Here is a 14,859-nt window from a genome sequence, read left to right as displayed (position 1 = left end):
ACTTTACACCTTTAATTATTATGGTATGGGTAATTCCAGATCGCTGTAATTAAACACACCACTGTCCTGATACAAATCCCCTTCGTAATCTGTCGCCGTAACTTCAAATTGTACCGAATCAAGATCGTTTATACGCAGGCTGTTCAAACTAAACGACACGTACGCTGTATAAGGAATCGATTCCGCATCTCCATTTGCATTGTGCCGTAATTCCAGTTGAATTGGCTGATCTTCAGCAGTCAGTTCTCCGGGTGTTTTCACCAAATTCAGGAAATGCGTTTGGTTATAGCCCCAGTATTTCAGCCTGAAACTCAACAAACTGTCAGTAATCCATGCGTCTTCAACAATAATCGGATCATTACCAATACTATCCACAATCTCTTCAGTAATGTCCAGTATTCCTTTCATTAGCACATCACTGATATCGTTAATTTTTACGTAGTAGCGTTCTTCCGAACTACTGGTTTCATCCTCATCTAAAATGGTATAATTTACCAACACACGATCGCCATCCGAAAAATTCTCGTACCACATCCCATCGTTTGCGGCAACAGCCACCAAAACATAATTGTTGTCCATTACCAGTGTTCCGGCGCTCTCCCCGTCGCCTTTGTAAATACCGAATCCGATCCAATAATCCCCTAAGGAATAACCATCGTCGTCATCCAAACAACCGGTAAAAACAACCAGCAAACTCATTAAAATCCCAAATGCTAACTTTTTCATTCGTTTATACTTTTAAATTTAAACGGTAATTCATCCTGCCATGGTAGACAGGTAACGCGCAGAATTAGTCTCCGACCTTTTAAACGGAAATTTATCAGGCACGTTTCATCACTCTCAATTTCATTTAATCACAACTGTTAGATTCCAGAAAAAGAAAAAAGGTTGCGTAAAAGGCAAAAAATAGTTTGTAGTTTTATACAAATTAAATTGGCATACGTTTTGCATGTACATATCTAAATAATTACATATATTTGAACAATTGATTTGTATTGAAGGTTGATAAATATAAAAGCAATAATAAAATGAAAACAAAACTTACAACGTTACTATTGGCTGCTTTCCTTCTTGTAGGATATACTTCTTGCAATGCCAAGGCAGAAAACAATACATCGGATAACCCGGGTGAATCGGTTGCTGCGGCTGACAAAGCAACTACAAAACTAACCAAGGCCATGTTCCTTGAAAAAGTTTGGGATTATGAAAACTCGCCACAAGAATGGAAATACAAAGGAGACAAACCGGCTTTAATTGATTTTTATGCCGACTGGTGTGGTCCTTGTCGTACTGCCGCTCCTATTCTGGAAGAAGTGGCCGGAGAATTTGCCGGAGACGTTATTATTTACAAAATCGATACGCAAGTTGAACGCGAGTTGGCTGCGGTATTTGGAGTAAAAAGTATTCCTGCATTCCTTTATATTCCGATGGAAGGAAAACCAACAATGGCTTCGGGAATTGCCCGTACCAAAGAAGACACAAAAAAGATGTTTACACAAAACATCAACACAATTTTGCTTAAGAAAAGTAACGAAGCACTTTAATACCAAAAGAAATAAAAAAAGGCTGCCTGAAAATTTTCAGGCAGCCTTTTTTGTTTATAGGTGATTGACTTTTGTCGTGTTTAAAAACTCGATGGTAAGATTTATGGCCTCATACATCACCACATCTTCTTCTACAAAACGTACCTTTTTACGGTACTGTTTAATAAAGTTTTCGATGAATGGTGACGATTTAATTGGTCGGCGAAAATCCATTGCCTGTGCCGCGTTATACAATTCAATTGCCAGAATTTTTTCAGTGTTCAGTACAACTTTTAATGCTTTTGTGGCAGCATTTCCTCCCATACTTACATGATCTTCCTGTTCGTTCGACGATGGAATAGAATCTACCACACAAGGTGTACAAAGTTGTTTATTCTGACTCACTATTGAAGCAGCTGCATATTGCGGGATCATAAATCCTGAATTCAGTCCGGGATTGGCAACCAAAAATTCGGGCAAACCACGTTCGCCTGAAATTAAACGATACGTTCTTCGTTCGGAAATACTTCCCAGTTCGCTAAGTGCCATGGCCAGAAAATCGAGTGACAAGGCCAGTGGCTCGCCGTGAAAGTTTCCTCCTGAAATGATCAGGTCTTCATCCGGGAAAACAGTTGGATTATCCGTCACCGAATTAATCTCGGTTTCAACAACGGTAGCGACATAATTTACAGCATCTTTTACGGCACCATGAACCTGCGGAATACAACGGAAAGAATACGGATCCTGAATGTGTTCTTTTGGTTTGGCCTGCATTTCACTGCCGGTTAAAACATTTCTGAAATTCTTTGCCGTTTCAGCCTGCCCTTTGTGCGGACGAATACGTTGAATATTTTCTGAAAATGGCTCAATCAGACCATCAAATGCATCCAGCGAAAGTGCTCCAATTATATCTCCCTGATCGATAATCCGGAATGTTTTAAGCAAGGTATAAACGGCGTGAGCACTCATAAACTGCGTACCGTTCAACAGCGCCAATCCTTCTTTGGCTTCCAGTTTAATCGGTTCCCAACCAAACTTTTCGAGCACAACCTGCGATGCTTGTTTTTTTCCTCCAAAGTTAACTTCGCCTAAACCAAGCAGTGGAAGGAACAGTTTTGCCAAAGGCGCCAAATCGCCACTTGCACCAAGCGAGCCCTGCTCACACACAACCGGCAAAACATCGTTATTAAACAAGTCCAGGATTCGCTGAACGGTTATCAACTGAACAGCTGAATTACCTTTTGAAAGTGCATGTGCTTTTAAGAGCAACATCAATTTCACCACGTCGCCGGGAATTTCGGGACCGATATTACAGGCATGCGAAACCACCAGGTTTTCCTGCAGTTTGCTTAATTCGTCCTTTGAAATTTCGATATCGCACAAGGCACCAAAACCGGTATTAATTCCGTAAAGTGGTTTTTCTGCCCGCTCGAGTTTATTATCGAGGTACTTTTTACTCTTGTTTATAAGTTCGATGGAAATATCAGAAAGCTTAAGCTTTACATTGTTTTCCAGAATATCCTGAATGATCTCGTAAGTGAGATTTTTGGGTGTTATTGCGAAAATACGGTTTGCCATGATCTAATTGTATGACTATGTTTATTTGATAAATGATAATTGTAAAAACAGGTAAAACCCTTACCCGCAATTTTTCATATTCCAACAATTTCGGAATATATCGTCATAAAATCAAATACAAACTCACGGAAAACGAACGTCTCCGCCCAGTACTTTTACCGTACGTTTTAAAACCGACACAATCATTGCTCAATTATATTTTGGGGCAATATCGTACAAATCGATCTGCTATTTAAGGATATTTATCAGTTCTGCCGCGTCAACGAGTTGCTGATCGCCGGTCTCCATATTTTTCAGCGTAAACTTATTGGCTTCTATCTCGTTATCGCCGGCCAGAATTACATAGGCAATTTCCTTACGGTTGGCGTATGTCATCTGTTTTTTCATTTTGGCGCTTTCAGGAAAGATCTCTGCGTTAATACCGTTATTACGCAACTGGGCCAAAACCGGCAAACAGTATGCTTCTTCCTTCTCACCAAAATTCACGAACAATGCTTTTGTTGTTTCCAGCGATTCTTCAGGGAAAGCATCCAACTGAACAAGCACATCGTAAATACGCTCGGCACCAAATGAAACTCCTACGCCGGAAACATCAGGCATTCCAAAAATCCCGGTCAGGTCGTCGTAACGACCACCACCGCAAATACTGCCAATTTGTACATCATTCGATTTTACCTCGAAAATAGCACCCGTGTAATAATTTAATCCGCGCGCTAAAGTCAGGTCGAGTTCAACAGTTGTATTTAACTCGATATTTTCAAGGTACGCAAACATGGTACGCATTTCGGCAATACCTTTCGCACCAATTTCGGTTCCTCCAATAACCGTTTCAATCTGTGCCAGTTTTTCAACGGTGTTTCCTTCCAGTTTTAAAATCGGTTGAAGTTTATCAACGGCTTCCTGCGAAATTCCTTTGTCCAGCATTTCGGCATTCACCTTTTCCAAACCGATTTTATCAAGTTTGTCGATGGCGACAGTAATATCAACCATTCGGTCGGCTTCACCAATGGCCTCGGCAATTCCGGCCAAAATTTTACGGTTATTGATCTTTACCGTGGTATTGATTCCCAAATGCTGGAAAACCTCATCGATAATTTGCACCAACTCCACTTCGTTTAGCAAACTGTTACTTCCGATCACATCTACATCACACTGATAAAACTCACGGTAACGTCCTTTCTGAGGTCGGTCAGCACGCCAAACCGGCTGAATCTGGTAACGTTTAAACGGAAATGCAATGTCGTTTCGGTATTGCACAACGTAGCGCGCAAATGGCACTGTTAAGTCGTAGCGCAAGCCTTTTTCCGAAAGTTTTGTGGTAAGCTTGTTCGAGTTTTTTTCGTTCAACATTTCCTGCGGAACCTTCGAAATAAAATCACCCGAATTCAGAATTTTAAACAACAGCTTATCCCCTTCTTCACCGTATTTTCCCATCAATGTTGAAAGGTTTTCCATTGCAGGTGTTTCAATCGGTTGAAATCCATATAAACGAAATACATCTTTAATCGTATTGAAAATATAATTTCTTCTCACCATTTCTGCAGGTGAAAAGTCGCGGGTGCCTTTTGGTATCGAAGGTTTTTGTGCCATCGTTTTAAAATTTTATGAGGCTGCAAAAGTAAGAATTTCTCTTTAAACAAACAGGCTTGCCAAAAAGGAATAAACCAGCAATTAATATTACTGCAAAAAGCGGATGGTAAACGGATATTGGTATGGCGTGCCGTTACTGGCCGACACGGCGGCAACAATAACCAAAACCAACCAGGCAATTCCGAATCCAACCAGCATTAAAATGCCAATGCCGACAAAAATCAAAATAATTGAAATGAAAAAGATGATCGACCAGGTGATCTGGAAATTAAGGACTTCCTTGCCCTGTTCGTTCACAAATTCGTACTCGTCCTTTTTGATCAGATATACGATAAGCGGGCCAATTATATTTCCGGCAACGGGCAATATAAAAGTTGCCAAAGCAGCTATGTGTACTAACATTCCCCATTGTCGTTCGTTTGGATCATCGATTATTCGGTGCATTTTTTCAGTTTTTAGGTCAACTAAACTAACGATTTTTTGTTTATTCGTGCAATAATTCAACAGGCAGATTTAATATAAAAATGGAAGACAGGAAAAAAGAAGGCCGATACGGAAGAATCTATAAACAACTTAGCGAACTCGTATTAAAAAGTAATAACGCACAGGCGCGAATGGCAACTATAATTGCGGTTCTGCACCATAAAATGGATTACTTTTTCTGGACGGGGTACTACCTGATTGAGGATGGAGAAATGACCGTTAACTCGTACCAAGGACCGGTTGCCTGCCAGATTCTGGAAAAAGACAAAGGCGTTTGCTGGGCCGCCTACAATAAACAAGAAACAATTGTTGTTGAAGATGTGCACGCTTTTCCAGGACACATTGCATGCGATGCCCGCTCGAATTCGGAAATCGTAGTTCCGCTTAAAAACAAAACCGGTGAAATAATTGGCGTATTGGATATCGACAGCTCAGAAAAAGCATCTTTCACTGACATAGATACACACTGGTTGGAGAAAATTTTGGAGTTAATCTGGATTTAGTTACTAAGTCAGTATAAAAGCATAAAAAAACCGATGGCAAAAACCACCAGTTTTTTTATGCTTTTATAGTTATACACTAATTTTTTATCAAAGAAACTGAAATCGGTTCAAAGTCATCTCCTGTTATCAAAAGAATATACGAACCTGTTACCAATCCTGAAGTCTCGAAACTTGCGATATTGTATCCTTCGTGAACTTTTATTTTTTCAGAGAATACAAGAGTTGAAGTCTCAGAATAAAGTGCAAGGGTCGCTTTTGTTTGTTCAGTACTGGTAAATTCTATGGTAAAATTATCCTCGAACGGATTTGGGTAAATCCTGGAGAGTTCCAAATCTGTCAAAACCACATTCTCTTCAGAACATGAACCTAGGGTTGCTCCGTTTTTCAAGTGTTCATCCACTGCATTAATAGCAACGCATAACGATTTCCCTTGAAAACAAATCTCTACTTTATCAGTGCCTTTGCCTGTTGTACAACTTACATCTTCAACTGCAACAACAACCGAATCAGTTACAGAATAGTCAGCTCCATATTTTACAGTGAGATAATAAACTGTTTCTTCTTCCGGGCAAACAAATATCGATTCGGTAGTTTCTCCGGTGCTCCATTCGTACGAATAAGTTCCATCACCTGCATTAATATCCACAACAGACAGCGTTGCACAAGCTGAATCAGGATAGGCTGGATAAACTACCTGGTCGTCAGACAAAGTCATTTCCAGATTCATTTTCAACCGTACCGAAACCGGAAAATGGTCAGAAGTTGTACTGGTATAATCGCTGTCGTAAAATTCGTAATGCACTTTCGCCGAACCATCAATATAGTTTGAAAACAACTCATCGCTCAACATTACATGGTCAATCATATTCGGATAAAAAGCATACGAACGGTAGTTAGCATCACTCAATGCACGAGTTGGAAATGAATAGTTGGCGGCATCGTCAACATACGCCTGGTATGTAGAAATTATTGAAGAAACATCTGCAACCGTTTCATCTACATCGTCGTTGTAATCGCCCACCATTACAATATTTTGATCAGCGTAATACATATCCAGAGTATCTTTTAGTGCTTCAACATCGTATTTACGCATGTCGTATTTACTTTGATATGGAGAAGTATTTGCCCGCGCATGCAGGTCGATAAAAGAAATTTGCTGAGTAACACCTTCAATAGTTACATTGGCCGTTAACATAAATGGCAAACGTCCACTGGCATAAAACCGTGTTTTATCCTCATCCGGGAAATCACCCAGCATCGATGCATCGCCACCGTTATAATACGGATGTACGCTTGCCAATAATACTTTTGTTGAAACCGGACTAACTGTTGCTGTTTTATAAATAAATCCAACTTTTTGTTTATCTCCATCACCGTCGGGATATGATGTTGCATCGGATAAAATGAAATTGTATCCGGGGAGTTCAGCAACCAGCTGGGCGAACAAATCATCATCAGAAATTTCTTCAACTCCTATAATATCAGCATACAAAGCGAGAAGTACTGCTTTAACACTATCTTTTTGAGTTTGATCATCTGCCGGAGAGTTTGACCCCGAATCGCCAAACCATTCGATGTTCCAGGTGGCAATATCCAGGGTAGTTTCTTTTGAAATTCCTAAACCATCGTCGGTAGTAAACTTGGTTGCGCATGGTAAATCATCCTTCATGCGAGGCATTAATTGATAGATATCGTTATACTGGCCAACAACACCGGTAACTTCACAAACAGATGGTTGAGCTAATCCCACCAGGTCTTCAACATCGGCATCGAGGCGCATTTCTCCGCTTCCCGATCCATCCGTCAATTCATAATTTGAGTTTCCAAAAAGGATGTCGCCCGGGATTAGAAAGGAAGCGTCAAGAACTGTTACAAGTTCGGAAGGATATGATGCCATTTCGGCCAAAGTTACAACTACCGGCTCAACAGGATTGGTAGCCGGCCCGTGACCAACTACAGAACTTAACGAACTGATTTCAATAAGGCCATTGTATACCACTACTGTACCGGTAAGCGTGATCGAATCGCCAATCTGGAACAATCCATCGCCATGAACCTGGGTATCGTAAACGGCAATTCCGGCGCTGGTATCCTGCATGTAGGCAGCTCCTTTAAACTGGTCGGAAACGGTTAAAATTCCGCTAACAGTTACCGTTGATCCTTCGGCCGCGGCACGTGCATCGGCTATAGAAATTACTTCATCAACCGGTGGAGTTACCTCTCCGAAAGATTGATTAGTATTGACAGCTCCAAATGTATTCGTCATAGGGGTGGCCCATGAAAAATCACTGTAAGTTGTTCCTGTACCTGTAAGTTGTAACGACTGACCAACTGCTGTTGAACCTGATTCCGAAACTCCAATATCTTCACTTTCAACACCTGAAGCTGCACCGTCATTTGCGGTAAATGTACCCTCATAACTTAAAAACTGAACTACACTTCCTGCTGGTTCTATCAGGGCAATTCCATCGGGAGCACCATTTTGAATGCCAGAAATAGAAAAGGAAACAGTTCCATAACCATTATCCTGATCAGGAATGATTCCGCTTAAAGCTGTTGTTCCGTATGATCCGCCTCCATTACCGTTATATAAAACCAGGCTCCAGCCAGTTAAATCAGTTCCTGCCGGTCCGGCAACTTCAATACCTTCATCGGAATCGGTGCCGTCATTATCGTAATGAATTTCGTTAACAAACACATCAGGAATTGGCGTACTGAAAAACTGATCGGTGTTAACGCTACCGAAACTGCTGGTAGTTGCTTCCTGCCAGGTAAAGTCAGTATAGCTTGTTCCCTCTCCGGTTAATTGCAAAGAATAACCTGCAGGAGTAGCACTTCCTTCTTCAACGCCAATATCTTCACTTGTCATTCCGTCGGCAGCTCCACCAACAGCAGTAAACGAGCCTTCGTAACTTAAAAACTGAACCACATTTCCAAGAACATCCACCAAAGCAATACCATCAGGAGCTCCATTTTGAATACCGGAGATAGCAAAACTTAGAGTACCGTATCCGCCATCCTGATCAGGAATTATTCCACTTAATGAAACAGTGTTATAAGCAGCACCTCCATTACCATTATATAAAACCAGACTCCAACCTGTTAAATCAGTTCCTTCTTCTCCTGCTAATTCAATAGCTTCTCCTGTATCAGTGCTGGCATTATCGTAATGTATTTCGTTGATAAATACTACACCTATTTCAGGAACAGGATCGCCAAATGTCTGGTCGGCATTAATATTACCAAAACTACTTGTTATCTCAGCAACCCATGTAAAATCAGAATATTGTGTTCCCACACCTGTTAACTGCATCGAATTTCCAACAGGTGTCGAACTACCTTCAACAACTCCTATATCCTCGCTTGTTAGTCCTAAGGCAGGACCATCAGTTGCTTCGAATGACCCTTCATAACTTAAAAACTGGATTACATTGCCATTGTTATCCACAAGAGCAATTCCATCAGGAGCACCATTTTGAATTCCACTGATATCGACAGAAACAGCTCCGTATCCTGCTCCTTCATCGGGAATTATTGTACTGGGAAAAGTATATGTACTGTAGGCGGTACCATTGCTTCCGTTATAAAGTACAATTGACCAATCAACAAGATCGGTTCCTGCTTCTCCGGCTAATTCAATGGCTTCGCCTTCATCAGTACTGGCATTATCGTAATGTATTTCGTTGATAAAAACTACAGGTGGAGTAGGCGTACCTGAAAAAGTTTGTCCTGTATTTACAAGTCCAAATGTACTCGCAACTTCCGCCTGCCAGGTAAAATCATCGTATTCAGTTCCATCGCCAGTTAACTGTAATGAGTTACCTACTGGAGTGGAAGAACTTTCAACAACTCCAATATCCATGCTCGTCAATCCTAATGCAGGACCATCAGTTGCATCAAATGTTCCTTCATAACTTAAGAACTGAACAACCGTTGTTCCATCGTATAATACAATTCCATCTGGAGCTCCATTCTGAATACCATTGGAAGGATACGACACTGAAACTGTCCCATATCCGTTTCCTTCATCAGGAATTGTACCAGATAAAGCAGTAGTGGTATAACTGGCACCATTACTACCATTATACAAAACAATACTCCAGCCTGTTAAATCCGTTCCAGCTGGTCCGGCAATTTCAATGGCTTCACCGGAATCAGTACTAGCGTTGTCATAATGGATTTCATTAATAAAAATACTTTGTGCGTATCCAGTGTTAATGGATAATAGAAGGGCAAACAAGACCCCAAGAAAAGGTAGATTTAATTTCATATTATTATTCTGTTTTAAATTCTGTACAAATTCTAAATTAATAACCACTCTGATCTAATGAAACACGTTAATAAAAGGTGAACTAAACATCAATTTTATGATAACCAAAACATAGTCTCTTTGTTTGCATCGTATTCCAGTTTATATCAACACATTTCTAACAAATCACACAAAGCCATATCAAATATCAACAGAATATTAAAATATCAATCATATTTCCACATAAACACTCCTTCCAATGTCTTTTTGAAACCCATGCAATATATTTGCTATCATATTGAAATTGATCATCAATTAAAAATAACAGCAAGATGGAAAAAAGACTTAAAAGCAGACATTTTGTAAATCTGAACTTAAACGTTAGAGGGTTAAGCCAGTCGGCAACACTGCTGATTAACGAAAGAAGCAACGACCTTATCCAAAAGGGAGAAACTGTTTATAAGCTTGGGCTTGGTCAGTCTCCGTTTCCTGTGCCGGAAATAGTACAGGAAGCATTGCGCCATAATGCTCATCAGAAAGATTATCTGCCGGTAATGGGATTGCTAAAACTGCGCGAAGCTATCGCTGAGTTTAATTACCGTCATCAAGGATTGGAATGCACGGCTGACGATATAATGATCGGCCCCGGTTCTAAAGAGCTTATCTTTATTCTTCAACTCGTTTACTATGGAGAACTGATCATTCCCACACCAAGCTGGGTGTCTTATTCGCCACAAGCCAGAATTGCCGGCCGCCACGTAAATTGGGTTCCGACCTCCGAAGAAAGCGAGTGGAAACTCAGCCCGGAAAAACTGGACCTGATTTGTCGTTCTGATCCGGATCGCCCGCGAGTTGTTATTCTTAATTACCCATCAAATCCTACCGGGGCAACTTATTCTGAAGCCTGGTTGAAAAAATTAGCCAAAGTAGCACGCAAGTACAATATCATACTTATTTCGGATGAGATATACAGCTTATTAGACCATAACGGAGACCATGTTTCAATTGCAAGATATTACCCCGAAGGCACCATTGTTAGCAGCGGTTTAAGTAAATGGGCAGGGGCCGGTGGCTGGCGTCTTGGAACATTTACATTTCCATCGAATTTAAAGTGGCTGCAGAAGGCCATGGCAACCGTTGCAAGTGAAACCTTTACTTCTACCAGTGCACCTATACAATATGCGGCAGTTACGGCTTTCGAAGATCATCCGGAAATTAATGAATACCTGCATCATTCGCGCCGTATTTTAAAATCGTTGGGTAACTATTTTGCCAATCGATTACGGGCAAAGCGCATTACTGTTCCCACTCCAAAAGGAGGTTTTTACCTTTTCCCGAATTTTAGTGTTTACCGCGAAAAATTAGCTGCAAAAGGTATTTTAACATCATTTGAACTGTGCGAGGCGATTCTACGCGATACCGGTGTTGCTTTTCTTCCGGGAATGGAATTTGGCCGCCAACCCGAAGAACTGACTGCACGAATTGCCTATGTTGATTTTGAGGGCGAAACAGTTTTAAAAGCAGCGATGAATGAGTACAAAAATTTGCCTTTAACAGAAGAATTCCTAAAAAAATATTGTAGTAAAATTCTTTATGCGATAGCTAAGATGGAAGACTGGCTTGATGCGCTTTAGTATCTTACAGTACTTTTATTATCTTTAGTGCAAAATACCCATTCAAAATGAACACTAAAGTACAACTAGCACTATTAATCGCATGCATTTTTTCCCAAACTGCAATTTGGTCACAAGAAAGAGTTATTCAGGTTACTTCCGAACGAAATGAAGATAAGAGTATGAGCTTTAGTTGTGCAAAAAATGAATTTGGCACCTACTACTTGGAACTTTGGTTTACGGATCTTGAAAATGCCTATTCCAGCGGGTATAAGGGAAACATCGATGTAGCTAACAGAGATTTTCTTCAGGTAAAACCAATTAATAACAATCGTCCTATTAACTGCACCTACCGGACCTGGTATATACGTGGAGAACTGGATCCCAAATTTGATCCTGCTTTCAGTTACTTGCTCCCGCTTAGCTGCGGAAAACCGGTTAAAGTAAGATTTATGAGCTACCTCAACAGTAAGTATTTTGGGGCAGAAAGTCCAAAAAACTGGCATGCCTATCAGTTTGTAGCCAATCCGGGCGATACCGTTTATTCCGCCAGAAAAGGTACTGTCGTAAAAATCGAGGATGATAACGAATACAAAACCGATTTTACAGTATTATATCAGAGTACCATTAACAAGATTACCATCGAACATCCGGATGGAACACTTGCCGAATATTCAGGATTTAAAGGAAATGAGATATGGGTAAAAGAAGGAGAAACTGTTTATCCCCACAGCCCTTTGGGCGTTTTAGCACAATATGATAAAGAAACTGCACAATTACGTTTTAAAATCTTTTACCTGGATGAAATACCGGTGTCGAAGAACAGACAAGATAAACTGAATGATAAATTTCAATACTACTCCTACGTAGAACCTCATTTTCTAACAGAATCAGGGATGCAATCGCTCGAAAATGGTGAATCGTACACAGGTCTGGTAAACGAAGAAATAATTTTAAAAGAGTTCTCGAAAAAAGAATTACGACAACTTAAAAAGGGCGAAATTAATTTACCGGATAGCGAATAGCCAATCTTTCGCACGTTAAAATAGTGAGTATTGATTTATACTGATAAGTGTTGTAACTTTTAATACAAAACTATGCTATCTTTTTATAGTAAACACTGCCTGCTTATGATACGTCGATTAATTTTTATTTTCTGCATCCTTTTTGTGCTACCTTTCATTTCTCAGGCACAGCTTAACTATATCGAACAAGGAGACAAAACCGGATTTAGTATAGATACTTACGGACGAGTTGGAGTTGACTGGAATTACGATAATGGCGGATCGATTGGCCGGCGACTCAATCTGAACAACATGGGAAGTATTGGTGGGCGTCTTGAAGAACAGGATTATCTGGAGCTGGTTCCTACGTTTCATTTTAAACCGTTTAACGAGAACGATCAAACCAAAATAAAAGTACAGACACGTTTTGCCGTTTATTCCAAAAGTTTGTCGCTTTTCGGAAATTCATCAACAAGCAGTTTGGGCGGCTTAACGATTGCCATGCCCGAAATTTATGCAGAGGCCAGCAATATTAACGGAAAAGACCTGAGTATTTGGATTGGAGCCCGTTTGTACCGTAAAGGCGAAGTGCACATTGCCGACCATTTTTTCTTTGATGACCATTCGGGTCAAGGATTTGGTATTGAGTATAAAAACACACGTTTTGCCTCAATTTTTGTCTCCTCTACGGATACCACATCCGATGTTCCACCCTATTTTTATTTGAATATTGGCAACGGCGTGGCTAACATCGCATTGCGTCAGCGAAATGTCCTTGTGCTGGAACACGATTTTCAGCTAACAGAGCAAAATAAGCTTACCGCTTTATTTGAATTTCATCGGATGGGAGGAACAAATAGCGACCCAATTCCAACGATCTACACCGACAGTTTAGACGTTAACCTGAACTACTCGGCCGACCATGGTTTTGTGTACGGCCTTAAATTACTAACAGATTTGCCTTCGCTTGGCAACAACGCATACAATACCCTGGCGGTTCGTTACGGAACAGATATAGCAAATGGTGGCGACGGAGGTCATTCAAAAACCTGGGCTACTTTTGGCGCCCCCGATCTTGACAGACTCGATTATTCCGGTGCCTATTCGTTATCGCTTGTTGATGAAATAAAGCTTGACATCAGTAAGAAAAATAATTTAAATGCCTACCTCATTTTTACACAAAGTAAAGGAGCAGCCAACACTAAAGGAATGGCAAAAACCTATTGGGGCCGCGAGGTATATAATTACAAACAAGACATTACTTTTGGTTTTCGGGATGTTCACTACATTACTGATAAGTTTCATCTGTTAACCGAGTTTCACTTTTCGCAACGCAAAGATGGAGAGGATCCGAAGTACAGTTACCAAAAATTCAGTCTGGCGCCAACCTTTGCTCCTACAGGTGAAAAAAATACAGGAGTTAGACCACATTTCAGGTTTATTTTCTCGTTGGCACATTATAACGATGCAGCCAGTGAGAACCTGTATTCGCCCTATTTACAATTTGTAGGCAAACAAAAATGGGGACATTATTTGGGTGTAAAAGCCGAATGGTGGCTGTAGATTTTCTACTTTTGCATCCGGATGGAAAGCAAACGATTAAATAAAGCTATTTCGGAAACCGGCTTTTGTTCGCGCCGCGAAGCCGACCGACTAATTGAAAGCGGTAAGGTTAAAGTAAATGGCGAAGTAGCCGGACTTGGTGTTCAGGTGACCACAGCCGACCGTATTGAAGTTGACGGTCAACAAATCACCAAAGAGGTTTCGAATATTTACCTCGCTTTTCATAAACCCGTCGGAATTACCTGCACCACCGACACCAGCAAAAAAGACAACATCGTTGATTTTATCAATTTCCCCGAGCGGATATTTCCAATCGGCCGCCTCGACAAACCCAGCGAAGGGCTGATTTTTATGACCAACGACGGCGATATTGTCAATAAAATTCTTCGTGCCGGGAACAATCACGAAAAAGAATACATCGTTAACGTAAACCGTAAAATCACCCAGGCTTTTATCCGTCAAATGAGTAATGGAGTTCCAATTTTAGATACCGTTACAAAAAAATGCCGGGTGGATCGAATCAACGATTTTACTTTTAAAATAATACTGACCCAAGGATTGAACCGTCAAATCAGAAGAATGTGCACGCACCTGGGTTACGAAGTTACCCGTCTGAAACGTGTTCGTATCATGAATATCAAACTCGGAAATTTAAAACGTGGAGAATACCGCCTTTTTACCTCTGATGAATTGAACGAAATTAACCTATTGGTTGCCAATTCCATAAAAACAGAAGAAGCTTCAGAAGATTAA

At 40.6% G+C, this 14,859-nt stretch carries 11 protein-coding genes; 6 read left to right on the top strand and 5 right to left on the bottom strand.

Going from position 1 to position 14,859, the window contains the following annotated elements:
* Positions 1-18: 18 nt before the first annotated feature.
* Complete coding sequence (locus tag SLH46_RS08395) at positions 19-726, bottom strand: NigD1/NigD2 family lipoprotein (protein ID WP_320280722.1); 708 nt, start codon at positions 724-726, stop codon at positions 19-21.
* A 302-nt stretch (positions 727-1,028) separates the two neighbouring features.
* On the opposite strand from SLH46_RS08395, the gene SLH46_RS08390 reads away from it, so the two are divergent.
* Complete coding sequence (locus tag SLH46_RS08390; RefSeq protein ID WP_320280721.1) at positions 1,029-1,544, top strand: thioredoxin family protein; 516 nt, start codon at positions 1,029-1,031, stop codon at positions 1,542-1,544.
* 54 nt (positions 1,545-1,598) lie between these two features.
* Here SLH46_RS08390 and hutH read toward each other — a convergent pair whose 3' ends face one another.
* The 3 genes from hutH to SLH46_RS08375 form a co-directional block, all read right to left on the bottom strand.
* Positions 1,599-3,101, bottom strand: coding sequence for a histidine ammonia-lyase (gene hutH / locus SLH46_RS08385; protein ID WP_320280720.1), 1,503 nt, complete (start codon positions 3,099-3,101; stop codon positions 1,599-1,601).
* 228 nt (positions 3,102-3,329) lie between these two features.
* Positions 3,330-4,691, bottom strand: a complete 1,362-nt coding sequence (hisS, locus tag SLH46_RS08380; protein WP_320280719.1) for a histidine--tRNA ligase — start codon at positions 4,689-4,691, stop codon at positions 3,330-3,332.
* A gap of 87 nt (positions 4,692-4,778) precedes the next feature.
* Positions 4,779-5,135 (bottom strand): DUF4870 domain-containing protein, encoded by a 357-nt coding sequence (locus tag SLH46_RS08375; protein ID WP_320280718.1) that lies wholly within the window; start codon positions 5,133-5,135, stop codon positions 4,779-4,781.
* Between the two features lie 80 nt (positions 5,136-5,215).
* Here SLH46_RS08375 and SLH46_RS08370 point away from each other — a divergent pair, with 80 nt between their 5' ends.
* On the top strand, positions 5,216-5,677 hold the full coding sequence (locus SLH46_RS08370; RefSeq protein ID WP_320280717.1) for a GAF domain-containing protein: 462 nt from the start codon (positions 5,216-5,218) through the stop codon (positions 5,675-5,677).
* Between the two features lie 76 nt (positions 5,678-5,753).
* On the opposite strand, the gene SLH46_RS08365 is transcribed toward SLH46_RS08370, so the two are convergent.
* Positions 5,754-9,947 carry an endonuclease/exonuclease/phosphatase family protein gene (locus SLH46_RS08365; RefSeq protein ID WP_320280716.1) on the bottom strand — a complete coding sequence of 1,398 codons (4,194 nt, stop codon included), beginning with the start codon at positions 9,945-9,947 and terminating at the stop codon, positions 5,754-5,756.
* 311 nt (positions 9,948-10,258) lie between these two features.
* On the opposite strand from SLH46_RS08365, the gene SLH46_RS08360 reads away from it, so the two are divergent.
* From SLH46_RS08360 to rluF, 4 genes are all read left to right on the top strand, one after another.
* A complete protein-coding gene (locus SLH46_RS08360) occupies positions 10,259-11,560 on the top strand; it encodes a pyridoxal phosphate-dependent aminotransferase (protein WP_320280715.1) in 1,302 nt (433 codons plus the stop codon).
* A 47-nt stretch (positions 11,561-11,607) separates the two neighbouring features.
* Positions 11,608-12,564, top strand: coding sequence for a M23 family metallopeptidase (locus tag SLH46_RS08355; protein ID WP_320280714.1), 957 nt, complete (start codon positions 11,608-11,610; stop codon positions 12,562-12,564).
* Positions 12,565-12,669: 105 nt separating this feature from the next.
* Positions 12,670-14,106: a carbohydrate porin gene (locus tag SLH46_RS08350; protein ID WP_320280713.1), complete on the top strand. Its 1,437-nt coding sequence runs from the start codon at positions 12,670-12,672 to the stop codon at positions 14,104-14,106.
* A gap of 21 nt (positions 14,107-14,127) precedes the next feature.
* Positions 14,128-14,859 carry a 23S rRNA pseudouridine(2604) synthase RluF gene (gene rluF, locus SLH46_RS08345; RefSeq protein ID WP_320280712.1) on the top strand — a complete coding sequence of 244 codons (732 nt, stop codon included), beginning with the start codon at positions 14,128-14,130 and terminating at the stop codon, positions 14,857-14,859.

Origin of the sequence: Draconibacterium sp. IB214405 (genome assembly GCF_033963885.1) — a bacterium.
Taxonomy (GTDB): Bacteria; Bacteroidota; Bacteroidia; order Bacteroidales; family Prolixibacteraceae; genus Draconibacterium.
Note: the sequence above shows the minus strand (reverse complement) of the source record. Positions and strands in the feature narration are given on the sequence as shown.